Origin of the sequence: Isoptericola sediminis, assembly GCF_013085345.1 — a bacterium.
In the GTDB taxonomy this organism is placed as follows: Bacteria; Actinomycetota; Actinomycetes; order Actinomycetales; family Cellulomonadaceae; genus Isoptericola; species Isoptericola sediminis.
Genome location: NZ_JABFAJ010000003.1, coordinates 17,143 through 41,711, shown reverse-complemented (window position 1 = coordinate 41,711; position 24,569 = coordinate 17,143). Strand labels below are relative to the sequence as shown.

Genomic DNA, 24,569 nt, shown 5'->3' with positions numbered 1-24,569 from the left:
AGCACCCCGCTCGGCCGGCGCGGACCCGACGACGACCGCAGGAGGCCCCGTGACCGCCGACGAGGCGACCGAGCACGACGCCGCATGGTTCGACAGGCTCTTCGCCGCGCACGCGGGTGCCGTGCACCGCTACCTCGTGCGGCGTCTGCCCGCCGGCGACGGCCGCCGCGACGAGGCCGAGGACCTCGCGGCGGAGGTGCTCGCCACCGCGTGGCGACGTCGCGAGGACGTCCCCGGCGGCGCCGAGCTGCCGTGGCTCTACCGCACGGCCGGCTACGTGCTGGCCAACCATCGGCGCAAGCACCGGGCGATGCCGGTCGCGGCGGTCCCTGAGCAGCCCGACGACGTCGACCCGGCGGCGCTCGCGGTGACCGACGACGCGGTGCGCGACGTCCTCGGGCGGCTGAGCCCCCGCGACCGGCGCATCCTGCTGCTGGTGGCCTGGGACGGGCTGAGCGGGGACGAGCTCGCCGAGGTGCTCGACGTCTCGCGCGGCGGGGCGGACGCGGCGCTGTCCCGCGCCCGGTCCAGGCTGCGCGCGGCCTGGCTGGAGGCCGAGGGCTCGGCCGGGTCCGCGGACGACGTCGAGCAAGCGAACCGACCGTGACGACACAGACCGGGTGTGCGGACAGGACCGCGCACCGGCACCGTCACCGAAGCGTCAGGAGGTCGTGATGGACCAGCGAGACGAGGCCTTCGACCGGCTCACCGCGGCCGACCCGGCCGCCGGGGTCGAGACGCGGCACGGGGTGCTGCGCGCCAAGACGGACGCGCTGCGCGAGGAGCAGGGCGCACCGGCGCACGGCAGCGCCGACGAGCTCGCGGTCGCACGCGCCCGGCGTCGGTCCGGGTGGCTCGTCGCCGCCGGCGTGGCGGGTGCGGTGGCACTGACCGGCGGCGGGTACGCCGTCGGCGTCGCCGAGGGCGGCGGAGCGGGCCCGACCGTCGCCGACGGCGCGCTGCCCCCGATCTCCCTGGACGGCGGGGGCGGCGGCGAGGGCGGCGTGGTGACGGAGGAGCGCGCGCTCGGCGGTCGGGCCGCGACGGACCCGGCGGTCGGGACGTCCGTGATGCCGGCGCCCGGCTTCGGCGGCCGCGTCACGTTCTCCCAGGAGGGGTTGTCCACGGAGCCGGGCACGGCGGCGGCGCTCGCGTACGACGCCTCCGACGTCGCGACGGAGTCCGGTGCGGCCGACCTGGCCGCGGCCCTCGACGTCACCGGCGAGCCGCGGTGGGAGTTCGGCTCCTGGGCGGTCGGTCCCCGGGACAGCAGCGGTCCGAGCCTGTGGCTCGCCGCGGACGGCATCGCCTACTTCAGCTACACCGACCCCACGCTTGACCCCTGGCGGTGCGAGGAGGTCGAGATCCTGCCGGAGGAGTCGACGGAGTCGCAGGGAGCGATCGAGCCGGCTCCGTGCCCCGTCCCCGACGGGGAGACGGTCCCCGCCGAGGACGCCGCCGACGGGCTCCGGGAGCTGATGACCGCGGTCGGCGCCGACCCGGCCGAGTACGAGGTCGAGGTGGCCGAGGCGTCCGGCGTGGGTCGTCGTGCCGTCGCGTACCAGGTGGTCGAGGACCGGCGCACGGGTGCCACGTGGAGCGTGACGGTCACCGAGGACGGTGTCGCCTGGGCCGACGGGTTCCTCGCCGAGACGGTCTCGCTGGGCGACTACCCCGTCGTCAGCCCGGCCGAGGCGGTCGAGCGGCTCGGCGACCCGCGGTTCGGGCAGCAGACCTGGCCGATCGCGTACGCCGACGACACCGTCTCCGGGCTGGAGCCGAGCACCCGGCAGCTGCCCGCTCCCGACGCGGTGGAGCCCGACGGGGGCGAACCGACCGTCCCGCCGGCGCCGCCGTCGTCGGGCAGCGACCTGTCCTGGCCGGTGCGCGACGTGACGATCACCGGGGCACGGCTCGGGCTCGCCCAGGAGTTCACCGCCGACCAGGGCGTCCTGCTGCTGCCCGCCTACGAGCTCACCGACGCCGACGGCAGCACCTGGTCGGTGGTGGCCGTCGCGGAGGAGGCGCTCGACACCACCTCTCGCTGAGCCGCTTCCCGGGGTACTGTCGGTCGGGTCCTGATGTACAGCGCGAAGGAGGCGCCATGCCCACCCGTACCGCACGCACCGCCTGGAGCGGCACCCTCACCGACGGCTCGGGCAAGGTCGAGCTCGCCAGCTCCGGTACCGGGACCTTCGACGTCTCGTTCCCGCGGCGTGCCGCGGAGTCGGCCGACGGCGTGGCGAGCCCCGAGGAGTTCATCGCCGCCGCCCACTCGTCCTGCTTCGCGATGGCCCTGTCGGCCGAGCTCGCCGCGCTCGGCGGCACGCCCGACCAGGTCGAGGTCACCGCGGACGTGACCCTCGACGACGACCCGAACGGCGGCCACCGGATCACCTCCAGCGTGCTGACCGTGAAGGGTTTCGCCGCCGGTCTCGACGAGGCGTCGTTCCGTCAGGCGGCCGAGGCCGCGAAGATCGGTTGCCCGGTCTCCAAGGCCCTGGGCACCGTCGACGAGATCGTGCTCGAGGTCGTCTACGAGCACTGAGCCGACCCGCGTCCCGTCCTGAGCGCCCGTCCCGCCGCCGCGGGGCGGGCGCTCAGCGCTGCAGGGGCGGGGTGTCGGCGCTCGCGCGGTCCAGCACCCCGTGCAGGACCTCCAGCAGCACCTCGCCCTGCGGCCGGGCCGGCTGCCAGCGCAGCACCTCGCGGGCGCGCGAGGCGTCCATGACGATGTTCGCCGCCGCCATGTCGAGCCATCCGGCGTCGATCGGCACGAGGCGGGCGCGGGAGGCGAGGTCCAGGCCCCCGCGCAGCAGACCGACCGGCAGCTCGACGAGCTGCCCCGCCGCCAGCAGGTCGGCCATGTCCTGACCGGTCAGCGCGCCGTCGGGCGCCAGGTTGAAGGCGCCGCCGTGGCGGCCGACGACGGCGGCGCGCACGGCGGCGGCCGTGTCGTCCGGGTGCAGCACCTGCAGGCGCAGACCCGCCGGGAACGGCATGAGCGGCAGCAGCGGCGGCTCGTCGGGTTCGGGCAGACCCTGCCAGCCCCGCACCGCCCCGCCGAGCGCCTGGCCCAGCGGGCCGGTCGCGACCTTGAGGCCGAGCTGCCCGAGCGGCCCGAGGAAGTAGCGCCCGATCTCGGCACCGGCCTCCCGCTGCAGCATGATCGCCGCGCGCATCCGGGTCACGGTCAGCCACGGCTCGGACTCCTCGAGGGCGTCGAGGTGGTGCTCGACCTCGGCCTTCTGCAGCGCGTAGGACGACCCGGGCACGCCGTCGCGGGGCCAGTCCTCGTCGATCGCGGACCCGTCGGCCGGGCCGGGGGAGTAGACCCCGGAGGCCGACATGAACAGCAGGTGCGGGACCCGGTTGCGGACCACCGCGGCGGTGACCGCACGGGTGCCGTCGACGTTGAGGCGGTGCAGGGTGTCCGGCTCGCGGGCCGGCTGGATCGCCCAGGCCAGGTGGACGACCGCGTCCGCCCCGACGACGGCCGCGTCGAGCCGTTCGGCGACGGTGGCGTCGTCGGTCAGGTCGACGCTCACCCACTCCGCGGCGTCGTGCGGCGGACCGACGGTGCTGGACCCGTCCGTGCGGGGGATCCGGCGGGCGACCCCGACGATCTGGGTCACCACCGGCTCGGCGACGAGGGCCCGCAGGATCGCGGTCCCGACGTTTCCGCTGGCTCCGATGACGACGACGCGCATGCACCGACGCTATCCGCGTGCGGGGCCGGGCGCGCGGGGACGGCCCCGGAACGCGCGCGGGTGTGGACGATTCGCCATCACGCCCGACGGCGGTGGCACAATCGCCACGTGTCCGCTCAGACGACCTCAGCGACCGGCCCGCACGGATCGACCTCGTCGGCGCGGTCCGCCGCGCACGGCGACGCCGCGGCGGAGGCGCGACGGGAGGCCGACCGCGCGGCGCGGCGAGAGGCGGAACGCGAGGCGCAGGCGGCCGCCGCCGAGGCCCGCGAGGCCGTCGCCGCGGCCCTGCGCACCGTCATGGACGGGACGGTGGACAGCTCCACCCGTCGGCGTGCCGAGTACTCCACGGACGCCTCCAACTACCGCGTGGTGCCCGATCTCGTCGCCTTCCCCCGGAGCACCGACGAGGTGGTGGCGGCGCTGGACGTGCTGCGCGAGCTCGAGGTGCCGGTCACGGCGCGGGGAGCCGGAACCTCGGTGGCCGGCAACTCCGTGGGGCCCGGTGTCGTCCTCGACCTGTCCCAGCACTTGGACACGATCCACGCGGTCGACCCCACGGCGCGGACCGCCGACGTCGAACCGGGCGTCATCATGTCCTCGCTGCAGCACGCGGCGCGGCCGCACGGGCTGCGGTTCGGTCCCGACCCGTCGACGCAGAACCGCGCCACCCTCGGCGGCATGATCGGCAACAACGCGTGCGGCCCGCACGCCGTGGCCTACGGCCGCACCGCCGACAACGTCGTCGCGCTCGACGTGGTCGACGGGCACGGCCGCCGGTTCACCGCCGGCCGGGGCGACGCCGGCTTCGCGGCCGTGCCGGGGCTGGCCGAGCTCGTCCGCGAGAACCTGGCGCTGATCCGTACCGAGTTCGGACGGTTCGGCCGGCAGGTCTCGGGGTACTCCCTGGAGCACCTGCTGCCCGAGAACGGCTCGGACCTGGCGAAGTTCCTCGTCGGGACCGAGGGCACGCTGGTGACGGTCCTCGGCGCGACCCTGGACCTGGTGCCCGTGCCGAACGCGCCGACCCTGGTGGTGCTCGGCTACCCCGACATGCCCTCGGCGGCCGACGACGTCCCCGTGCTGCTCGAGCACGACCCGCTCGCGATCGAGGGGCTGGACGCCCGGCTCGTCGACGTCGTGCGCCGCGCGAAGGGGGCCGGCGCGGTGCCTGAGCTGCCCGAGGGTGCGGGCTGGCTGATGATCGAGGTCGGCGGGGGCAGCGAGAACGAGGTGCGCGAGCTCGCCGAGATGATCGTGGGCGCCTCGTCCGCCGTCGGCGCGGCCGTCTACCCGGCCGGCCCCGAGGCGACCCGCATGTGGCAGATCCGGGCCGACGGCGCGGGACTGGCCGGGCGGACGCCCGCCGGCGAACAGGCCTGGCCCGGCTGGGAGGACTCGGCCGTGCCACCGGAGAACCTCGGCGCCTACCTGCGCGACCTCGACGCGCTCATGGCGCGCTACGGGGTCGACGGGCTGCCGTACGGCCACTTCGGCGACGGGTGCCTGCACCTGCGCATCGACATCCCGCTGGAGGCCTCCGGCTCGGTGCTGCGCACGTTCATGACCGAGGCCGCGCAGCTCGTCGCCCGGTACGGCGGGTCGCTGTCCGGCGAGCACGGGGACGGCCGGGCGCGGTCCGAGCTCCTGCCCCTCATCTACTCGCCCGAGGCCGTCGCCCTGATGGAGCAGGTCAAGGCGTTGTTCGACCCGCGCGACGTGCTCAACCCCGGCGTGGTGGTCCGGCCCGCCGCCGTGGACGCCGACCTGCGTCGCCCGGCCGCGTCGCCGGTGCCCTCCACGGGCCCGGTCGGCCGGCACGGGCTGCTCGGCTCGGGCACGCTGCGCGGGATCTCGAGGAAGACCGGCCACGCCGGCTTCAGCTTCACCCACGACCACGACGACCTGACCGCGGCGGTGCACCGCTGCGTCGGGGTGGGCAAGTGCCGCGCGGACAACGAGGCCTCGGGCGGGTTCATGTGCCCCAGCTACCAGGCGACGCGGGACGAGAAGGACGTCACCCGGGGGCGTGCCCGCGTGCTCCAGGAGGCGGTCAACGGGTCGCTGGTGGGCGGGCTCACCGCCCCGGAGGTCCGCGAGTCGCTCGACCTGTGCCTGAGCTGCAAGGCCTGCTCCTCCGACTGCCCCGCCGGCGTCGACATGGCGCAGTACAAGTCCGAGGTGCTGCACCGCACCTACAAGGGCCGGCCGCGTCCCGTGGACCACTACGCGCTGGGCTGGCTGCCCCGCTGGGCGCGGCTGGCGGGCATCGCCCCGCGCACGATCAACCGGTTGCTGTCGGTCGACCGGATCCGCCGGCCGGTCCTGTGGGCCGGTGGGATGGACACCCGGCGTCAGGTGCCCGAGTTCGCCGAGATGTCGTTCCGCCGCTGGTGGCGGCTCGGGTACGCGACCCGGGGCGTCCCCGGCCTGCCCCACCGGCAGGAGCCCGGCAGGCCCGTCGAGTCCGACCGCCCGAAGGTCGTGCTGTGGACGGACTCGTTCAGCGACTCGATGTCCCCGTCGGTGCCGCAGGCCGCCGTGCGGGTCCTGGAGGCCGCGGGGTACGAGGTCGTCGTCCCGACCTCGGCGGCGTGCTGCGGGTTGACCTGGATCTCCACCGGGCAGCTCGACGGTGCGCGACGGCGGCTCGACGGGCTGCTGAAGACCCTCGGCCCGTACGCGGTCAACGGCTACCCCATCCTCGGCCTCGAGCCGTCCTGCACGGCCGTGCTGCGCTCGGACCTGCTGGACCTGTTCCCCGACGACCCGCGGGCCCACGCGGTCGCGGGGGCGACACGGACCCTGGCGGAGCTGCTCACCGACCCGGCCACGGCCCCCGCCGAGGACTCCGGGTGGGAGCTGCCGGACCTCAGCGACGTCACCGCCGTCGTGCAGCCGCACTGCCACCAGCACTCCGTCATGGGGTTCGCCGCCGACCGCGCCCTGCTCGCGCAGGCCGGCGCCACCGTCACCGAGCTGGCGGGCTGCTGCGGCCTGGCGGGCAACTTCGGCATGCAGAAGGGCCACTACGACGTGTCGGTGGCCGTGGCGGAGAACGCCCTGCTGCCGGCCCTGCGGGCACAGGGGGAGGGCGAGGAGTTCATCGCCGACGGGTTCTCCTGCCGCACCCAGGCCGTCCAGCTCGAGGGCGTCGAGGGCAAGGCGCTGGTCGAGGTGCTCGCCGCACGCCTCTGAGCGCCGCGGTCGGGGCTACGGGGCGCCGGAGACCTCGGCGACGGCCGAGCGGGCCGGCTCCGGCAGCTCCGGGACGAGCACGGACAGGCTGGACAGCAGCAGGTCGCTGAGGTCCTCGCGGCTCGTGGACCCCTCGCCGAGCCACGCCGCCGTCATGGTCTCCGCCAGCGCGACCCAGCCCCGGGCGAGCAGGTCGAGGCGCGCGTCGGGGGTGACGCCGATGTCCGCCAGCGTCGTCAGCCGTCCCACGAGGTCGGCGCGGATGGCGCGCAGGGCGTCCTCCGTGACCGGGTCCCCGGCGAGCACTCCGCGCCAGATGTCCTCCCACACCCGGCGGCGGGCGGTGACGGACCCCAGGAACGCCGACAGCGCCCGGGCCGGGCGCTCGACCAGCGGCCCGTCGTCGGGCGCGAGGTCGGCGGCGAGCCGCTCGATCGCCTCGAGGGCGACGGCGCGCCGCAGCTGTGCCGTCGTGCCGAAGTAGTGAAACACCAGGCCCTTCGAGGCCCCGGCCTGCGCGGCCACGGCGGCCGGGGTCAGGGTCTCCAGCCCGCCGGCCTCGGCGGTCTCGCAGGCGACGTCGAGGAGCTGTCGCCGACGGTCGGCGGGATCCTGGCGTGTGCGGGAGGTCATAGCACTGTTGTACCCGTCTTGTTGACCGCTGGTCAACAGCGGCGCTAGCGTTGTTGACCAATGGTCAACAAGGAGGCGGCGATGCGGATCACCGTGGACGGCGTGCGTGCCGACGGACGGCGCGAGCCGATGCTGACGTCGGTGGGCTTCTCGTGGGCGACCGGCGAGGCGCTGCTCGCCGCTGCCGAGCCCGGTCACGGCCACACGGCGCTGGCGCTGGTCGCGACCGGCCGGTTCGTGCCGTCCGCCGGGACGGTGCGCCTCGACGGCGCCGAGGCCACGTCGGCGAGGCTCCGCCGGATCAGTGCCGTCGTCGACGTGCCGGGGCTCAACGACCCGGACGACGCCCTCACGCTCGCCGACGTGGTCGCCGAGGGCCTGGCCCTGGCCGGTCGCCGGTCCTGGCCCCGGGACGTCGCGCGCTGGCTCGACGCCCACGGGCTGACGCCGGACCGCGGGCGCCGCGTGGACCAGCTGCCGGGCGCGGTGCGGACCGCCGTCCTCGCCGGCCTCGCCGTGGCGGACCCGGAGGTGCGGTTCGTCGTCCTCACCCTGCCGGACCGGCACGGCGGCGATCCTGCCGACTGGTGGGACCTGGCCCGCTCGCTGGCCGTCGGCGGCACGGGCGTGCTCGTGCAGTGCACTCGCTCGTCCGCCCGCGACCTCGGCGTCGACCTGCCGGCGGCCGTGGGCGACACGCTCCACGCCCCGCCGCGCGTGGTGCGGCGCGAGGTGCTCCGTCCCTCCGGTCCGGACCCCGAGGTCGAGCCCGAGGGTGACCCCGGGACCCGCCAGGACACCGAGCCCGCCGAGGCCGAGGAGGCCGCCCGATGACCGCCGTCCGCCTGGCCGTGTCCGAGCTGCGTCGGCTGGCCACCGGCACCATGCCGCGGCTGGCCGTCCTCGCGATGGCGCTGGTCCCCACGCTGTACGCGGGGCTGTACCTCTACGCCAACCACGACCCGTACGAGAACCTCGACGAGGTACCGGCCGCGCTCGTCGTCCAGGACGAGGGGACGACCACCACGGACTCCGTCACGGGGGAGGAGACCGAGCGGACCTTCGGTGCGGACGTCGCCGACGAGCTCGAGGACGACGGCGGGTTCGGGTGGGTCGAGACCACCCAGCAGGACGCCGAGGTCGGTGTGCGGTCCGGTCGGTTCGACGCCGCGCTGATCATCGGTCCGACCTTCTCCGCGGACCTCGTCTCCGCCGGGGAGTTCGACCCCGAGCAGGCCAGCCTCACGCTCCTGACGAACGACGCCAACAACTACCTCGCCGGCACCATCGCCGACCAGATCGTCGGGCAGGTGCGCGACTCGATCGCCGAGCAGGTCGGCACCGAGGCCGCCGACCAGTTCCTGCGCGGGTTCGCCTCCATCCACACCAACCTCGCCGACGCCGTGGACGGCGCCGGCCAGCTCCTCGACGGGTCGCGCCGGCTCCGCGACGGGACCGACGACGCGGCGGACGGCGCGCACGACCTCGCCGCCGGGGCGCGCCGCACGGCCGAGGGCGCCGCCACCCTGGACGAGAAGGTCGGGCCGCTCGTCGACGCCGTCGACCGGCTCGACGACGGTGCCGGGAACCTGTCGAGCGGTCTCGACGACCTGCGCGACGCCACCGCGTCGCTGCCCGCGGACACGCGTCGGCTGGCGGACGGCGCGCAGGAGGTGGCCGACGGCGACGCCGAGGTCGCGCGGTACGGGCGCCAGGCCTCGGCCGCCGCGCACGACGTGCTGCCGGCCCTCGACGCCGTCCGGGACGGTGTGGACACCGCCCTCGCCGACCGCCTGGACGGTCTCGTGGCCGACGGCACCCTCACCCGGGCCCAGGCCGACGCCCTCGCCGCGGACGTCCAGGACCAGGTCACGCCGGTCCTGGACACCCAGCGCGCCCAGGTCACCGACTCCGTCGCGCAGGTGGACGACGCGTCCGCGCAGCTCGACACCCTGGCCGACGGCGCGCAGCAGGTCGCCGACGGCGCCGACTCCCTGGCGGACGCCACACCAGCCCTGGCCGACGGCATCGCCTCGGCGGCGGACGGCGCCGACCGGCTCGCCGACGGCACCTCCCGGCTCGCCGCGTCCACCCCGGCGCTCGCCGAGGGTGTCGGGCGGCTGGCCGACGGGACCGCGCGGGTCGCCTCGGGGGCCTCCGACCTCGCCGACGGCACCGACCGCCTCGCGGACGGGTCCGCCGACCTCGCGGACGGTGCCGACGAGCTCCGCGACGGGCTCGCCCAGGGGCTGGGCCAGGTCCCGGACCTGGACGACGAGACGCGGACCGACACGGCCGACACGATCGGCAACCCGGTCCGGGTGCGCGACGAGTCGCTCTCCTCGGCCGGGACCTACGGGGGCGGGCTCGCCCCGTTCTTCCTGTCGCTCGCCGCCTGGATCGGCGCCTACGTCCTGTTCCTGCTGGTGCGTCCGCTGTCGACGCGTGCCCTCGTCGCCGGCCGCTCGGGCCTGGCCACGGCGCTGGGCGGGTGGGCCGTCCCCGCGGCGATCGGCGTCGTGCAGGTCGGGCTGATGTTCACCGTCACGAAGTTCGCGCTCGACATCGACCCGGCCCACGGGCTGCTGACGGCGCTGTTCCTGGTGCTGGTCTCCGGGACGTTCGTCGCGATCCTGCAGGCCCTCAACGCCTGGCTCGGCGCGGCGGGGCAGTTCCTCGGCCTCGTCCTCATGCTGGTCCAGCTCGTGACGGCGGGCGGGACGTTCCCGTGGCAGACCATCCCCGAGCCGCTGCGGTCCCTGCACCGGTTCATGCCCATGACCTACGCGGTGGAGGGGCTGCGCCAGCTGCTCTACGGGGGGAGCCTCGACGCCGCCGGGCGCTGCGCCGTCGTCCTGGCGGGAGTGTTCCTCGGGGCGATCGGGGCCACCGCGCTCGCGGCCCGGCGCCGACGCGTGTGGACGGTGACGGCGCTGCAGCCCGAGCTGGTGCTCTGACCGGCACGTCCTGGCAGGCTGGGCGCATGGAGTTCCGTGACGTGGTCCGACGGCGACGCATGGTCCGGCGGTTCGGCCCGGACCCGGTGGACCCGGCGGTGGTGGACCGGCTGCTGGCCCACGCCGTGCGCGCCCCGAGCGCCGGGTTCACCCAGGGCTGGTCGTTCCTGGTCCTGACCACCGACGCCGAGCGCGAACGGTTCTGGCGTGCCACCACCCCGGCGGACTCGGCGCGGGACATGTCGAGATGGCTGGCCGGGATGCGCACCGCCCCGGTGCTGGTCGTGGCGCTGGCCTCGAAGGCCGCCTACGTGGGCCGCTACGCCGAGCCGGACAAGGGCTGGACCGACCGCGACGAGGCGCGCTGGCCCGTGCCGTACTGGCACGTGGACGCCGGGATGGCCTCGCTGCTCATGCTGCAGACCGCGGTCGACGAGGGGCTCGGCGCCTGCTTCTTCGGGATCGACGCCGGGAGCCTCGACCGGTTCCGCGAGGCGTTCGGCGTCCCGGCGGAGTGGGCGCCCACCGGGGTGGTCGCCGTCGGGCACCCCGAGACCGGGGGTGCGAAGGGGTCGCCGGCCCGGCGGCGGCGCAAGCCGCTGGACGAGGTGGTGCACCGCGGGGCGTGGTGAGCGCTCGGCTCAGGTCTCGTACGCCCGGAGCCACCGGGTCAGGACGCCTTCGAGCGCCCTCTGGTCCTCCGCCGAGAGCTGGTCGACCAGGCGACGCTCGTTCGCCATGTGGTCGGTGAACGCCGCGTCGATCCGTTCGACGCCCGCCGGGGTCAGGGCGACGAGGCGCCGGCGCCCGTCGCCCCCCGTCGCGGCACGACGTTCCACCAGGCCGGCGGCGACCAGCCGGTCGATCCGCTTGGTCATCGCGCCGGTGGTGACCATCGTGTGCTCCGCCAGCTCACCCGGGGCGCGTTCGTAGGGGGCTCCGGCGCGGCGGAGGGTGGCGAGCACGTCGAACTCGCCCTCGCCGAGCCCGTGCCGGGCGTAGACGGTGTGCAGCTCGTCGGTGAGGTAGCCGGCCAGGCGGTGCAGCCGCCCGACGACGCCCTGCGGCGAGACGTCGAGTTCGGGCCGCTCGCGCCGCCACTCGGCCTGGATCCGCGCGACGCGGTCGGGGGTGCCGGAGGTGCTGTCCGTGGTCGGGGTCACAGCCATGCGGGAATAATATCTTCCCTGGAAGGCATTATTGCTTCCGTGGAAACTACCTGGCGATGGATGCTCCTCACGGCCGTGGCGCCGGTGGCCTGGGGCTCGACCTACTACGTGACGCGCGAGTTCCTGCCGGCCGACGACCCCCTCTGGGGCGCCGCGCTGCGGGCCCTGCCGGCGGGTCTCCTGCTGCTCGTCCTGGCGCGCCGGCTGCCGCGGGGTGCGTGGTGGTGGCGCTCGGCGGTGCTGGGAGTCCTCAACGTCGGCGCGTTCTTCGTCCTCGTCTACGTCGCCTCGACCCGGCTGCCCTCGAGCGTGGCCTCCACCGTCATGGCGACGTCCGCGATCACGCTCATGCTGCTCGCGTGGCCGCTGCTCGGCGAACGCCCGGCCTGGCGGGGCCTCGCCGGGGCGTCCGCCGGTCTCGTCGGCGTCGTGGTGCTGGTCGTGGAGGGCGGGGCCGCCGTCGACCCGTGGGGCCTCGCCGCGTCCGCGACCGCGATGCTGATGTCCTCGACGGGGTACGTGCTCACCAAGCGCTGGGCGCCCGCCGAGCCGATGACGGCCGTCACCGCCTGGCAGCTCACGGCCGGCGGGCTGCTGCTCCTGCCCGTCGCCGCCGTCGTGGACGGGGCACCGCCGGTGCTGGACGCGAGCGCCGTCGCCGGGTTCGCGTACGTCTCCCTCGTGGCCACCGCCGTGGCGTTCGTCGCCTGGTTCACCGGTCTGCGGCACCTGCCGGCCGGTGCGGTCGGCGTCATCGGGCTGCTCAACCCCGTCACCGGGGTCCTGCTCGGGACGCTGCTCGCCGACGAGCCCTTCGGCCCGCGCCGGGCAGCCGGCACGATGCTCGTGCTCGGCGGGGTCCTGCTGGCGGCCCGCAGCGCCCGTCAGACGCCGAGGCGGGTGCGCACCGGCGCCGGCAGCTCGACGACGTCGTCGATCGTGTCCAGGTCCGCGGCGGTCCCGGCGCGCAGCACGACGGCGCAGTGCAGCCCGTGACGGGTCGCCTCGGCCTCGTGCGCGGCCCGCGAACGGGCGCCGAACCGGAAACGGAGGTCGGCACCGACCGGGACGGCGAGCAGGTTCGTCCCGGTGCCGTGCCGGTCGGTCGCGACGACGACGTCGGCGTGCGCCGACACGACGGCGTCGACGTCCGCGTCGCCCAGCAGCGGAAGGTCCGCGTGGACGACCAGCATCCGGCCCGCGTCCGGCCCCGCTGGCGCGGTCGCGGACAGCTCGTCGCGCGCATGCTCCAGGGCGGCGTTCAGCCCCGGCCGGCCGGCCGGCTCGGCGAGCACCTCGACTGCCGGCCCCGGGACGCCGGACAGGACCTCGCGGGCGAACCCGGCGTCCGCGGTGACCACCACGACCCGATCCACGTGGTCTCTCGCCGCCAGCACGCCCAGGACGTGCCGTGCGAGCGCGACGACGAGCCGACGCCGGGCCGCCGGGTCCAGCGACGTGGACAGCCGGGACTTGCCGCTGACCCCGTCCCGCAGCGGCACGACGGCGGTCACCCCGGTGGGCTGCGGCCGTGCCGTCGCCTCCGGCACGATCACGAGCCGGCGAGCTCCAGCAGCTCGCGGGCCAGGCGCTCGCGGCCCTCGGGACCGCCCATGACGGTGTCGGTCACCAGGACCTCGAACCCGAGGTCGGCGATCGGGGCGGCCAGCGCCTCGTCGGCGGCGTCGATCGCCATGACGTCGACCAGCCCCGTGTAGAGCCGGGCCACGCCGAGCGCCGAGACGTCGTGCCCGAGGGACTCCAGCACCTGGGCGGCGGGGCCCTTCAGCGCGCGGCCGCCGACGATCGGGCTCACGGCCACCCGGCGCGGCCCGCCCGCCCGGAGCGCCTCGCGCACCCCGGGCACGCCCAGCACCGGCTCCACCGACAGGAACGGGTTCGACGGCGCCACCACGAGCAGGTCGCCGCCGGTGATCGCGTCCAGGACGCCGGGGCCCGGGCGGGCGGCGTCGATCCCGGCGAAGTCCAGGTCGAGCACGGCGTCCGCGTGCTGCCGCCGCACGAAGTACTCCTGGAACTCCAGCTCGCCGTCCGGGGTCGTGATCCGCGTGCGCACGGCGTCGTCGGTGACGGGCAGCAGGCGGGCGTCGACGCCGAGCGAGCGCGTGAGCGCCGCGGTGACCGCGCTGAGCGGTTCCCCGGCGCGCAGCCGGGCGGTGCGCACCACGTGCGTGGCGAGGTCCTTGTCGCCCAGCGTGAACCAGGTGTCCTCGCCGAGCCGGCCGAGCTGGTCGAGCACCGCGTAGGACTCGTCCGTCAGCCCCCAGCCGCGCTCCTCGTCGTTGAGCCCGGCCAGCGTGTACATCACCGTGTCGAGGTCCGGCGAGACGTGCAGCCCGTGCCGCTCCGTGTCGTCGCCGACGTTGACCACGCAGGTCAGACCGCCGTGCGCGCCGGGGGCTCCGCCGTCGGGCAGGGCGCGGGCGAAACCGTGCGCGAGGCGTGCGCCGCCGACGCCGCCGGCCAGGAGGGTCACCGAAGTACTCACGCCCCGAGCCTAAAGGCGTCATGATGGCCCCATGGCTGTCTTCGCGTTCTCCGTCGCCCCGCTCGGTGCCGGCGAGTCGGTCACCGACTCCGTCGCCGAGGCCGTCCGCATCGTGCGGGAGTCCGGCCTGCCCAACCGCACCACCTCGATGTTCACCGAGATCGAGGGGGAGTGGGACGAGGTCATGCCGGTCATCCAGCGCGCCACCGAGGCCGTCGGCAACGGCGGCCACCGCGTGTCCCTCGTGCTCAAGGCCGACATCCGCCCCGGCCGCACCGGCCAGCTGGAGGGCAAGGTGGCTCGCGTCGAGGAGGCGCTCGCCGAGGACGAGTCCGCGACCGGACACGCCTGACACGGCACGAGAAGTCCGGCGCGTCCCCCGTGCCGGATCCCGGGGATGTGCCGGTTCTGTGTGGTGAGAGTCGTCACTCACCTGGGGTGTTGTACGACCCCTGAGGGCCCGCCGTAGGCTATGGCGGATCGCGGCCACACGGGCCGCGTGCGGAGCCGGGGGAGTCAGCGCGATGCCACTGTTCGAGGTCGACGCCAGCAGGCCGCTCCTCGTCCAGTCCGGGCAGACCGCGGGGTCGGTCGAACCCGGGCTCCGGACGACGGCCCACCGGGTCGTGGACTCCCATATCGACGGGCTGCTGGGTGAGCAGATCTTCCCCGTGGCCCAGGGCAGCGGGCCGGACGAGCCCCACCTGCTGGCCCTGGACGCCACCGGCTCGCCGGTCGTCGTCGAGCTCGTCGCGAACCTCGACAAGTCCGCCCTGACGCGGGCGCTGGACCACGCGGGATGGGCGGGCCGGCTCACCCGCGGCGAGCTGGCCTCGCGCTACCACGGCGGCCACAGCGCCTTCCAGCGGGACATCGCCACCTTCTACGACTCGGTCCCGATCACCCGGTCGCAGCCCGGCCGCTCCAGCGCGCGCCTCATCGTCATCTGCCAGGAGGCCGGCGAGGACATCCTCAACGCCGTCGACTTCCTGCGGCAGCCCACGATGCCCGTCGAGGTCCTCAAGATGGGCGTCATGCACGGGCAGGACGGCCGCCGGTTCGTCGACGTCTCGCCGCTGGTCATCCACCCGGCGTCCGACTCGACGTCGCCCCAGCTGTCGGGTTCCGGCCGCCCGGGTGGCGAGAACGCGGCGTCCGCTGCGTCGGGGTCCCGGACCGAGGCGGAGCCGGAGTCGTTCGCCGAGGGGGTCAAGGTCGGCCTCGCCCTGACGGGCAAGAGCCCCGCCGTCGCCGTCCCCGCCGGTGGGGACGGCGAGACCGGTGCGCCGGTCCCCGCTCCGCCACCAAATGACGCCGTCGGCGACACCGCCGAGCAGCCGCCCCTGCGCCGGAGCCGTGCGGCGCGACGTGCCGAGGCCGCGGGCGGTGTCCCGGGCCCGAGCAGCCTGTCGGTGCCGAAGGTGCCGACGTCGAAGCAGTCGCCGCCGACGCCGGTGCCCGCGCCCGCGACCGGGCACGCGCCGGTCCCGCCCCCGCCGTCGACGGGGCACGCGCCGGTCCCGCCCGCGCCCGCGACCGGGCACGCGCCGGTCCCGCCCCCGCCGTCCGGGGACGGACCGCAGGTCCCGCGGCGCCGGTCCCGCAGCGACCGCTTCCGCGAGGGTGGCACCACGTCGGACCCCGCACCGCGCCGCCGCCCGGCCTCCGCCGACGACCTCGACCTGGCCGGACTGGCACGTCGCACGACGTCCGCGGCGAGCCCGGACACGCCGTCGGCGCTCGACCTGCCCGTCCCCGGCGCAGGTTCCCGGGACACGGACCCCCTCGACTCGTGGACCCCGTGGTCGGAGACGTCCGAGCGGGACTGGAAGCCGTCCACCCCGGGTGGCTGGACGGACGCCTCGGACGACCTGCCGCGTCTGCAGGTCCCCCCGCTGGAGGCGCCGTCGTACACGCCGCCGCCCGAGCGGGGGATGTACGAGGCGGCCGCCGACGAGGACGAGGTGGACGAGGACCTCGTGGCGCTGGCGAAGATGTTCGGGCGCCCCACGTACCTCGAGTGGTCGCGGCCGCGTCGCCAGCAGCACTTCGAGGCGTTGCTGCACACGGACGGCGTCATCGAGCTGCCCGACGGGTCGCGGTACCAGCACCCGGACCACGCGGCGTCGGCGGCCTGCGGGGCGCCGACGGACGACGGCTGGAACGTCTGGCGCGTCGTGCCGGACGGGGTCACCCTGCTCGAGGCCTACCGGAGCCGCTTCGCCTGACCCCGCCCAGCGTTGTGGGTATGAAAATCGCGGTCGCGCAGCGCTGCGCGACCGCGATTCTCATACCCACAACAACGGGGGTCAGGGCAGGACGACGATCTTGCCGGTCTGCTCGCCGGCGGACATCCGGGCCAGGCCGGTCCCGACGTCGGACAGGGCGACCTCCGAGTCGACGACCGGCCGCACCCCGGTCCGTGCGCAGAACCGCAGCAGCGCGGCGAGGTCCTCGCGCGAACCCATCGTCACGCCCTGCACCCGGAGCTCGTTGAAGAAGACGCGGGTCAGCTCGGCCGGCGGGGCGTCCCCGCTGGTCGCGCCGCACACGACGATCGTCCCGCCGGGGCGCAGGGACCGCACCGAGTGCGCCCAGGTGGCCTTGCCGACCGACTCCATGACGGCGTCGACCCGGGCCGGCAGCCGCTCACCCGGCTCGAGGGCGGCGGTCGCCCCGAGCTCAAGGGCGCGGTCGCGCTTCGCGGCGTCCCGCGAGGTGGCGACGACCTCGAGGCCGGCCGCGGCGCCGAGGACGATGGCGGCGGTGGCGACCCCGCCGCCGACCCCCTGGACGAGCACGCGGTCGCCGGGACGCAGGTCCGCCGCGCGGAACAGCATCCGGTAGGCGGTGAGCCAGGCGGTCGGCAGGCACGCCGCCTCGGCGAAGGACAGCTCGGCCGGCTTCGGCACGAGGTTCGCCGTGGGGACGGACACCCTCTCGGCCAGGGTCCCGGGGTACTTCTCGCTGAGCAGCGTGCGCCGCTCCCGCGGCCCGACCCCGTGGCCGTCGGCGCCGACGACCCCGTGCACGACCACCTCGGTCCCGTCGGGTGCGACACCGGCCGCGTCCGTGCCGAGGATCATCGGCAGCTGCTCCTCGCGCAGCCCGACCCCGCGCAGCGACCACAGGTCGTGGTGGTTCAGGCTCGCGGCGCGTACCTCGACGGTGGTCCAGTGCTCACGGGGTTCGGGGTCCGGACGGTCGGTGATCTCCAGACCGTCGAGCGGGGAGTCCGGGGCGAAGCGGGCGACGGTGGCAGCAAGCATGCCCCCCAACCTACCCACGGGTGTCCAGCGGAGCGCCGGCACGGCCGGCGGCCGGGTCGGGCCCGATCCCCGCGAGTCAGGGCCGATCCTCGCGGGTCAGGGCTGTCCGCCGCGAGTCAGGGCCGATCCTCGCGAGTCAGGCCGTGCCGCGACGAGTCAGGGGGCCGGCTGCGGTTCCTCCGCACCGACGTCGAACAACCAGGCGATGCCGTACCGGTCCGTGAGCTGACCGTAGTAGTCGCCCCACGGCGCCATCTCGAACGGCATGACGTCGGTCGCGCCGTCGGAGAGGCCCGACACGACGCCCCGGACGTACGCCAGGTCCTCCGGGCCTCCGGTCAGCGAGACGGTGATGCCGCGGTTCGGTGCGACGTAGGGGGTCGACGAGGGCGTGTCGGACGCCATGAGCACCAGCCCGCCGGGCGTGGTCACCGAGCCGTGCATGACGAGGTGTCCCTCGGACGGGTCGTCGATCATGCCGGGGATGGAGTCGAACGTGTTGATCTCGACCTCGCCGCCGAGCACCGCCCCGTAGAACTCCAGGGCGTCGCGCGCCTCGGTGCGAAAGCTGAGGTAGGGGGTGAGCCGTGCCATCGTGCCCTCCACGGTCGGGTGCTCCGCCGTCGTCGGCGGCAGGTCCACGGTAGGGCGGCGCCCGGGCGCTCGCGCGGCCTACCGGGGTCGGGGCTCGGCCCACCCTGACTCGTGAGGTGTGGTCCTGACTCGCGGTCGGTGGCCCTGACTCGCGGCGTGCGGCCCTGACTCGCGGAGCCGCGTCAGGCGGGGGAGTGCCGGTCGACGTCGGCCAGGAAGCCGCGGACCAGCGGTCCCATCTGGTCGAACTCCAGCAGGAAGCCGTCGTGGCCGAAGTCCGACCTGATGAGGTGGGTGCCGGTCGCGTGCCGCAGCCCCGCGGCGATCCGGTCGGACAGCACGGGCGGGAACAACCGGTCGGAGTCGACCGCGACGACCAGCGCCCGGGCCTCGACCTGGGCCAGCGCGGCGTCGACGCCGCCGCGGTCCCGCCCGACGTCGTGGGTCATCATCGACTCGGTGAGGCGCAGGTAGGAGTTGGCGTCGAAGCGACGGGCGAGCTTGTCGCCGTGGTGGTCCAGGTAGGACTGCACCGCGAAGCGGCCGTCGGTCTGGGGGTCCTCCCCGCCCTGGGGGATGCGGCCGAACCGTTCGTCGAGCTCCCGCGCGGTGCGGTAGGTGGTGTGCGCGATCTGGCGCGCGATGCCGAGCCCGGCGTGCGGACCTTCGCCGTCGGGGGCGTCGTAGTAGTCGCCGCCGTTCCACCGGGGGTCGGAGCGGATGGCCCCCAGCTGCGGGTGCGCCCAGGCGATCTGGTCGCCGGTCGACTGGGCGCCGGTGGCGATCGAGACGATCGAGCGCACCTCGATGCCCGCCTCGGGGCCGAGCAGAGCCCACTCCAGCACCCGCATCCCGCCCATCGATCCGCCGATGACGGTCGCCCACGACCGGATGCCGAGCAGCCGGGCGAGCTCGATCTCGACGGCGACCTGGTCGCGGGTCGTGATGCGCGGGAAGCGGCCTCCCCACGGGAGCCCGTCCGGGGCGGGCGAGGCCGGCCCGGTGGTGCCCTGGCAGCCGCCGAGCACGTTCGGGACCACGACGAAGTACTCGTCGGTGTCGATCGGCGCCCCCGGCCCGATCATCGGCTCCCACCAGCCGGCGGTCGCCTGCCCCGGACCCGCGGGGCCCCGCACGTGCGCGTCCCCCGTCAGGGCGTGCAGCACGAGGACGGCGTTGGCGCCGTCGGGGGCGAGCCGTCCGTGGGTCTCGTAGGCGACCCGGACGTCGGGGAGCCGGGTCCCGCTCTCCAGGTCGAACGTGCCGACGTCGCGGAAGTGCCGGTCACCCGCCGGGTGGCCCTCGCGCCAGGCACCCGACGCCGGGGCCGGACCGGCGGGTCCACGTCGGGCGCCGCGCGGTGACCTCCAGACCGTCTCGGTACCGGTGAGGTGGGTGGTCGTGGGGGTCATCGTCTCTCCAGGCGGCGGTGCCGGTGCGGGCGGCGGGGTGCGGGCGGACGAGCAGCGCACGCGGCGGGTGGGGCTGCACGGCGTGGAGACGCAGGCAGGCGAATGTGCGCGGGGTCTACGGGCACATTCGACGTGTCATGCCGTCGACGGTAACCAACGGATCTGCGCGTGCCCAGCCGATCTCACGATGCGGGACCACATGTCGAGACGGTCGGGGACGGGTGGCGAGACGTGGCGCACCTCACGCGACGTACGCTGGGCAGATGGGGGAGACGCGCCGTCGCGTCGTCGAGATCGTCGGCATCTACCACGCCGAGGGCAGCCTGCTCGGCGAGGTCCGGTACGCACTGGGCAGGATGCGCGGCACGGCGCACTGCGCGCTCTGCGACATCACCCACGGGGCCCTCCGGCGCAAGCGGTCCTGGGACGCGTACGTCGCCGGCCTGGGCGTGCCCGTCCGGCTCCTGCACCTCGACGAGATGCCCGACGACGTCGCGTCGTCCGTCGCCCGCGCGGGCAGTCCCGTCGTCCTCGGGCGCACCCCGGACGACGACCTCGTCACCCTGCTGGACGCCGATGCCCTCGAGGTCCTGCAGGGTGACGTGGACGCCTTCGCCGGGGCGCTCGCACGGGCCCTGGAAGCGGTGGCCCGCTGACCGTCGTCAGGGCCGGAGCAGGACCTTGGTGGCCCGCCGCTCGTCCATGGCGGCATAGGCCTCGGCGACGTCGGCCAGGGGCATCTCGGCGTCGAAGACCCGACCGGGTCGGATCGCCCCGGACAGGACGTCGTCGAGCAGCTCGGCCATGTGCGTGCGGGCCGGGGCCATGCCGCCGCCCACGGTGATGTTGCGCCGGAACAGGGTCCCGATCGGCACCTGGGAGCCGCCGTGCGGCACCCCGACGAACCCGACCCGGCCGCCGCCGCGCACCGACCCGAGCGCCTGGTCCATCGACTGCTCGGTGCCGACGCACTCCAGGGCCGCGTCGGCGAGCTCGCCGCCCAGCAGGTCACGCAGCGCCGCGACACCCTCGTCGCCCCGCTCGGCGACGACGTCGTCCGCACCGAGCTCGCGCGCGAGCGCGGCCCGGTCCTCGTGGCGCGAGAACGCCACGACGCGGGCGGCGCCGAGGCGCTTGGCCGCGATGACGCCGCACAGTCCCACGGCGCCGTCGCCCACGACCGCCACGGTGTCCCCGGGGCCGACCCCCGCCGAGACGGCGGCGTGGTGACCCGTCGACATGACGTCGGCCAGCGCCAGCAGGTCCGGTACGAGCCCGGCGGCCTCGAGCTCCTCCTCGCTGCGGCCGACCGGGAACAGGGAGTGCTGCGCGAGCGGGATGCGCACGCGCTCGCTCTGCGCGCCGTCGACCGGGTGGCCGTCGCGGTCCGTGGACCCGAAGCCGGTGACGTGGTCGCAGGCGGAGGGGAAGCCGGCGCGGCAGGACTGGCACTCCCCGCAGCTCAGCGAGAACGGCACGATGACGAAGTCCCCGGGGGCCGCGGACGTCACCGCGGCGCCCACCTTCTCGACGACCCCGACCAGCTCGTGGCCGATGGGGTGCGGCTCCCGGGTCCGGGTGACGCCGCGGTAGGGCCACAGGTCGGAACCGCACACGCACGCCGCCACCACGCGCAGCACGGCGTCGTGGTCGGTGTGCAGGACGGGGTCGGGGCGGTTCTCGGCGCGGATGTCGCGCGGGGCGTGGATCATGGTGGCGAGCATGGACCCACCGTAGGCCGACGACGGCGGTGGCACCCGCCGTCGTCGGCCGCGGCCGGAGGTGGCTCCGGTCACCGTCGGTCAGCCGGCGAGCGCCGCCTTGGCGGCCGTGAAGCCGAGCTCGAGGTCCGCGAGGATGTCCTCGACGTCCTCGATGCCCACCGCGAGGCGCACCAGACCGGGGGTGACGCCGGACAGGGCCTGCTCGGCCTCGGTGAGCTGGCTGTGCGTCGTCGAGGCGGGGTGGATCACCAGCGACCGCACGTCGCCGATGTTGGCCACGTGCGAGTGCAGGCGCAGGGCCGAGACGAACGCCTGCCCGGCGTCCGCGCCGCCGTCGAGCTCGAAGGCGAGCACGGCGCCCGACCCGCGCGGGGCGTAGCGCTGCTGGACGGCGTGCCACGGGCTGGACTCGAGGCCGGCGTAGTGGACCGTCCGCACGTCGGCGCGGGCCTCGAGCCACTCGGCCACCCGCTGGGCGTTGTCCACGTGCCGCTCCATCCGCAGCGACAGCGTCTCGACGCCCTGGGCGATCTGGAAGGCGTTGAAGGGAGAGACGGCCGCGCCGAGGTCGCGCAGGAGCTGGACCCGGGCCTTGAGGATGTAGGCCAGGTTGGCGCCCAGCGCCCCGTCGACGCCGAGGTCGCGGGCGTAGACGAGCCCGTTGTACGAGGGGTCGGGCGTGTTGAACCCGGGGAACCGCTCGGGGTGGCGGGCGTAGTCGAAGTTCCCCGAGTCCACGACGACGCCGGCCACCGTCGTGCCGTGCCCGCCGAGGTACTTGGTCGCCGAGTGCACGACGACGTCGGCCCCGTGCTCGATCGGGCGCACCAGGTACGGCGTCGCCACGGTGTTGTCGACGATGAGCGGCACCTGCGCCGCGTGCGCGACGTCGGCGACGAGGGCGATGTCGAGGACGTCGTTCTTGGGGTTGGGGATGGTCTCGGCGAAGAACGCCTTCGTGTTGTCCTGCACCGCCGCGCGCCAGGCGTCGGCGTCGTGGGCGTCCTCGACGAACGTCGTGGTGATGCCGAACCGCGGCAGCGTGTGCTTCAGCAGGTTGTAGGTGCCGCCGTACAGGCTGGCGCTGGCGACGACGTGGTCGCCGGCCTCGGCGACGTTGAGGATCGCGAAGGTCTCGGCGGCCTGACCGGAGGCGAGCAGCAGCGCGCCGACGCCGCCCTCGAGGTCGGCGATGCGGTTCTCGACCGTCTCCTGGGTCGGGTTGGTGATGCGCGTGTAGATCGGGCCGAGCTCGGCCAGCGCGAAGCGGTTCGCGGCGGTCTTGGCGTCGTCGAAGACGTACGACGTGGTCTGGTAGATCGGCAGGGCGCGTGCCCCCGTGGCGGGGTCGGGCGTCTGGCCGGCGTGGATCTGGCGGGTCGCGAACGACCAGCGGGGCGTGTCGGTCATGGGTGGCTCCTGGGTTCCGGCGGGCGGGAGGACGGGTGGCGCGCACGTGCTCCCACGGCCGGGCCGACACGGTCCGGGCCGGGCGGCCGGACGTGGGCAGGCGAACGTGCGCTGGGTCAGCGGCACATTCGACGCGTGGTCATGACCCGACGGTAGGCCGGGAGTCTCGCTGAGCGGAAGGGGGTGTCCACCCAGCGAGACGTCCTGGGTGAGATGGGGGCTTTACGGCCTTCTGGCGGTTCGCTAGGTTCGTCGGACGTGGGTCGACAACCGAGGGAGTGGCCGGCGATGGGGCGTGGCGACCGGGGTGTGCGGGGCAGGATCGCGCGGGTGGCGACGGCGGGGGCGGTGACGATGGGCCTGGCGCTGACCTCGGGCGCGGCCGTGGTCCCGGCAGCCGTCGCGGTGGACGGCGTGACGACGATCGAGCTGGACGCCGACCATGCGTGGTTCGGACAGATCGCCGACGTGCCGGTCACCGTGACCGAGGGCGGTGCGCCGGCGGAAGGTCACGTCCAGCTCTTCGTGGACGGATCGCGCCAGGTGCCGCTGATCGAGCTCAGCGGGGGCAGGGCCACGCTGCCGCTGTTCACGGATCTCCAGACCGTCGGCGTGCACGAGCTCGAGGTCCGGCACCTCGACCCGGACGCGACGTCGGAGTGCCGCTGCGCCTCCTCCGCGACGACGTCGGTGGAGATCCTCGAGCCGTCGGCACCGCTCCTCACGCCCGCGTCGTGGATCCATGGCGCCCCGACCACGCTCCGGTTCGACGTCACGGGGACGGACCTGCCCACCCTCGGGTCCGTCGAGCTGCAGCTGCACGACTCGGTCGCGGCGCAGCTCGTGGACGGCGTGGCCGATCTCGAGATCGCCGGCGACGAGGCCACCGGCTCGATGATCGTGCTGGTGCAGCGCCGGGCCCACGGGGAGGTCCAGACGCGCTGGCGGCTGCCGGTCGACGTCCTGCCGGCTCCGGTCACCGTGGGGGCCGAGATCCCCGGGACCTGGCGCCGGGGCGAGATCGTGCGGATCCCGGTCGAGGTGACGTCCGCTCACGGGACGCCCACCGGGGCCGTCTCGGTGACCCTGATGGACGACGGCGCGGGAGTCCCGTTGACGCGGGAGAGCCTCGTCGACGGGCGGGCGGAGCTCGCGGTCGACGTCGCGGACCTCCCGGGCGGGGAGCAGCAGATCGAGGTGAGCGTCGCGACGGGAGACGGGTTCGAGAGCACCCGGAAGCAGTACACGGTCGACGTCCTGCCCGCAGCGACGCGCACCGTGGTCTCCACCGCCTCTCGCTGGACGTACGGCACGGGTCGAACCGTCACCGTCGACGTCACGTCCCCGGCCGGGACGCCCGAGGGGCGGGTCGTGCTCTACCAGGCGGGGACCAGGATCGCCGGGGCGGACCTGGTGCAGGGCCACGCGTCCGTGTCCGTCCGCGGCAAGAAGGTCGAGCCGGGCCGGCGCACGATCGTCGCGAAGTTCGTCCCGGCCACGCCCGACCATGCAGCGTCGCGCACCTCGTGGACGCAGCGGGTCCGCAAGGCGCAGCCGACCGTGCGGCTGCGCATGAAGCGCACCTCCTACCTGGCGTACGCCGACCTCACGGGCGGCAAGCCGGGCCGGATCGTCGTCCGGACGACGGGGGTGCCCGAGGTGGGCAAGCTGGTGCTGCAGACCCGTGATCCGGCCGCCAAGAACGACGGCTGGCGCTCACGGAAGTCGTGGTGGCTCAGCCGGAGCGAGGACGGGGTCCAGCGGATCAAGGTCCCCGGGCGCTACCTCGACAAGGTCGGCGGGCGGACCGGGCGGGTCTATCTCCGCATCCGCTACATCCCCGCCGACAGCGAGCACGTCGCGAAGCGCCGGTCGCCGCGGGTGACGATCTACCACCTCTGACCCGGGCCGCGACCCGCCCGGGACGACGAAGGCCCCCACCCGCCGCAGCGGGTGGGGGCCTTCGTCAGGGCGCCGCGTGGCA

22 protein-coding genes are annotated in these 24,569 nt (G+C 75.1%); 12 read left to right on the top strand and 10 right to left on the bottom strand.

The window, feature by feature from the left end; translation table 11 throughout:
• Positions 1 to 49 precede the first annotated feature (49 nt).
• The 3 genes from HLI28_RS00825 (at position 50) to HLI28_RS00815 (ending at position 2,548) form a co-directional block, all read left to right on the top strand.
• Positions 50 to 607 carry an RNA polymerase sigma factor gene (locus HLI28_RS00825; RefSeq protein ID WP_171245607.1) on the top strand — a complete coding sequence of 186 codons (558 nt, stop codon included), beginning with the start codon at positions 50 to 52 and terminating at the stop codon, positions 605 to 607.
• Positions 608 to 674: 67 nt separating this feature from the next.
• The gene (locus HLI28_RS00820) at positions 675 to 2,048 is read left to right on the top strand and encodes a hypothetical protein (RefSeq protein ID WP_171245606.1); all 1,374 of its coding nucleotides are present in this window, start codon (positions 675 to 677) and stop codon (positions 2,046 to 2,048) included.
• Between the two features lie 56 nt (positions 2,049 to 2,104).
• On the top strand, positions 2,105 to 2,548 hold the full coding sequence (locus HLI28_RS00815; RefSeq protein WP_171245605.1) for an OsmC family peroxiredoxin: 444 nt from the start codon (positions 2,105 to 2,107) through the stop codon (positions 2,546 to 2,548).
• Between the two features lie 52 nt (positions 2,549 to 2,600).
• On the opposite strand, the gene HLI28_RS00810 is transcribed toward HLI28_RS00815, so the two are convergent.
• A complete protein-coding gene (locus HLI28_RS00810; protein WP_171245604.1) occupies positions 2,601 to 3,710 on the bottom strand; it encodes an NAD-dependent epimerase/dehydratase family protein in 1,110 nt (369 codons plus the stop codon).
• 300 nt (positions 3,711 to 4,010) lie between these two features.
• Here HLI28_RS00810 and HLI28_RS00805 point away from each other — a divergent pair, with 300 nt between their 5' ends.
• Positions 4,011 to 6,908: an FAD-binding and (Fe-S)-binding domain-containing protein gene (locus tag HLI28_RS00805; RefSeq protein WP_171245935.1), complete on the top strand. Its 2,898-nt coding sequence runs from the start codon at positions 4,011 to 4,013 to the stop codon at positions 6,906 to 6,908.
• A 15-nt stretch (positions 6,909 to 6,923) separates the two neighbouring features.
• Here HLI28_RS00805 and HLI28_RS00800 read toward each other — a convergent pair whose 3' ends face one another.
• The gene (locus HLI28_RS00800; protein WP_171245603.1) at positions 6,924 to 7,541 is read right to left on the bottom strand and encodes a TetR/AcrR family transcriptional regulator; all 618 of its coding nucleotides are present in this window, start codon (positions 7,539 to 7,541) and stop codon (positions 6,924 to 6,926) included.
• An 81-nt stretch (positions 7,542 to 7,622) separates the two neighbouring features.
• Here HLI28_RS00800 and HLI28_RS00795 point away from each other — a divergent pair, with 81 nt between their 5' ends.
• The 3 genes from HLI28_RS00795 to HLI28_RS00785 are packed head-to-tail and all read left to right on the top strand — an operon-like array spanning position 7,623 to position 11,130.
• Entirely contained in the window at positions 7,623 to 8,375 is a 753-nt protein-coding gene (locus tag HLI28_RS00795) for an ABC transporter ATP-binding protein (RefSeq protein WP_171245602.1), read from the top strand.
• Entirely contained in the window at positions 8,372 to 10,498 is a 2,127-nt protein-coding gene (locus tag HLI28_RS15695; protein ID WP_171245601.1) for a YhgE/Pip family protein, read from the top strand. Before HLI28_RS00795 ends, HLI28_RS15695 begins: the two co-directional genes overlap by 4 nt.
• A gap of 26 nt (positions 10,499 to 10,524) precedes the next feature.
• Entirely contained in the window at positions 10,525 to 11,130 is a 606-nt protein-coding gene (locus HLI28_RS00785) for a nitroreductase family protein (protein ID WP_171245600.1), read from the top strand.
• 9 nt (positions 11,131 to 11,139) lie between these two features.
• Here HLI28_RS00785 and HLI28_RS00780 read toward each other — a convergent pair whose 3' ends face one another.
• On the bottom strand, positions 11,140 to 11,667 hold the full coding sequence (locus HLI28_RS00780) for a MarR family winged helix-turn-helix transcriptional regulator (RefSeq protein ID WP_171245599.1): 528 nt from the start codon (positions 11,665 to 11,667) through the stop codon (positions 11,140 to 11,142).
• Between the two features lie 39 nt (positions 11,668 to 11,706).
• On the opposite strand from HLI28_RS00780, the gene HLI28_RS00775 reads away from it, so the two are divergent.
• Entirely contained in the window at positions 11,707 to 12,663 is a 957-nt protein-coding gene (locus tag HLI28_RS00775) for a DMT family transporter (protein ID WP_343035520.1), read from the top strand.
• On the opposite strand, the gene cofC is transcribed toward HLI28_RS00775, so the two are convergent.
• Both cofC and cofD read right to left on the bottom strand, forming a co-directional pair.
• Positions 12,552 to 13,223, bottom strand: coding sequence for a 2-phospho-L-lactate guanylyltransferase (cofC, locus tag HLI28_RS00770; protein ID WP_343035519.1), 672 nt, complete (start codon positions 13,221 to 13,223; stop codon positions 12,552 to 12,554). The two genes, HLI28_RS00775 and cofC, sit on opposite strands and share 112 nt — an antisense overlap.
• Positions 13,220 to 14,176, bottom strand: coding sequence for a 2-phospho-L-lactate transferase (gene cofD, locus HLI28_RS00765; RefSeq protein ID WP_171245598.1), 957 nt, complete (start codon positions 14,174 to 14,176; stop codon positions 13,220 to 13,222). The genes cofC and cofD overlap by 4 nt, the downstream gene beginning before the upstream one ends.
• Positions 14,177 to 14,207: 31 nt before the next feature.
• Here cofD and HLI28_RS00760 point away from each other — a divergent pair, with 31 nt between their 5' ends.
• Both HLI28_RS00760 and HLI28_RS00755 read left to right on the top strand, forming a co-directional pair.
• Entirely contained in the window at positions 14,208 to 14,528 is a 321-nt protein-coding gene (locus tag HLI28_RS00760; RefSeq protein WP_171245597.1) for an MTH1187 family thiamine-binding protein, read from the top strand.
• A gap of 172 nt (positions 14,529 to 14,700) precedes the next feature.
• On the top strand, positions 14,701 to 16,404 hold the full coding sequence (locus HLI28_RS00755; protein WP_171245596.1) for a restriction system modified-DNA reader domain-containing protein: 1,704 nt from the start codon (positions 14,701 to 14,703) through the stop codon (positions 16,402 to 16,404).
• 81 nt (positions 16,405 to 16,485) lie between these two features.
• On the opposite strand, the gene HLI28_RS00750 is transcribed toward HLI28_RS00755, so the two are convergent.
• The 3 genes from HLI28_RS00750 to metX all read right to left on the bottom strand — a co-directional run bounded on the left by HLI28_RS00750 (position 16,486) and on the right by metX (position 19,451).
• A complete protein-coding gene (locus HLI28_RS00750; protein WP_171245595.1) occupies positions 16,486 to 17,445 on the bottom strand; it encodes a zinc-binding dehydrogenase in 960 nt (319 codons plus the stop codon).
• 156 nt (positions 17,446 to 17,601) lie between these two features.
• On the bottom strand, positions 17,602 to 18,039 hold the full coding sequence (locus HLI28_RS00745) for a VOC family protein (RefSeq protein WP_171245594.1): 438 nt from the start codon (positions 18,037 to 18,039) through the stop codon (positions 17,602 to 17,604).
• Between the two features lie 182 nt (positions 18,040 to 18,221).
• On the bottom strand, positions 18,222 to 19,451 hold the full coding sequence (gene metX, locus HLI28_RS00740) for a homoserine O-acetyltransferase MetX (RefSeq protein WP_171245593.1): 1,230 nt from the start codon (positions 19,449 to 19,451) through the stop codon (positions 18,222 to 18,224).
• A 263-nt stretch (positions 19,452 to 19,714) separates the two neighbouring features.
• Here metX and HLI28_RS00735 point away from each other — a divergent pair, with 263 nt between their 5' ends.
• A complete protein-coding gene (locus HLI28_RS00735; RefSeq protein ID WP_171245592.1) occupies positions 19,715 to 20,107 on the top strand; it encodes a hypothetical protein in 393 nt (130 codons plus the stop codon).
• Between the two features lie 6 nt (positions 20,108 to 20,113).
• On the opposite strand, the gene HLI28_RS00730 is transcribed toward HLI28_RS00735, so the two are convergent.
• Complete coding sequence (locus HLI28_RS00730; protein WP_171245591.1) at positions 20,114 to 21,175, bottom strand: zinc-dependent alcohol dehydrogenase family protein; 1,062 nt, start codon at positions 21,173 to 21,175, stop codon at positions 20,114 to 20,116.
• Positions 21,176 to 21,253: 78 nt separating this feature from the next.
• Entirely contained in the window at positions 21,254 to 22,585 is a 1,332-nt protein-coding gene (locus HLI28_RS00725) for a bifunctional o-acetylhomoserine/o-acetylserine sulfhydrylase (protein ID WP_171245590.1), read from the bottom strand.
• Between the two features lie 330 nt (positions 22,586 to 22,915).
• Here HLI28_RS00725 and HLI28_RS00720 point away from each other — a divergent pair, with 330 nt between their 5' ends.
• Entirely contained in the window at positions 22,916 to 24,487 is a 1,572-nt protein-coding gene (locus HLI28_RS00720) for an Ig-like domain repeat protein (protein WP_171245589.1), read from the top strand.
• Positions 24,488 to 24,569: the final 82 nt, after the last annotated feature.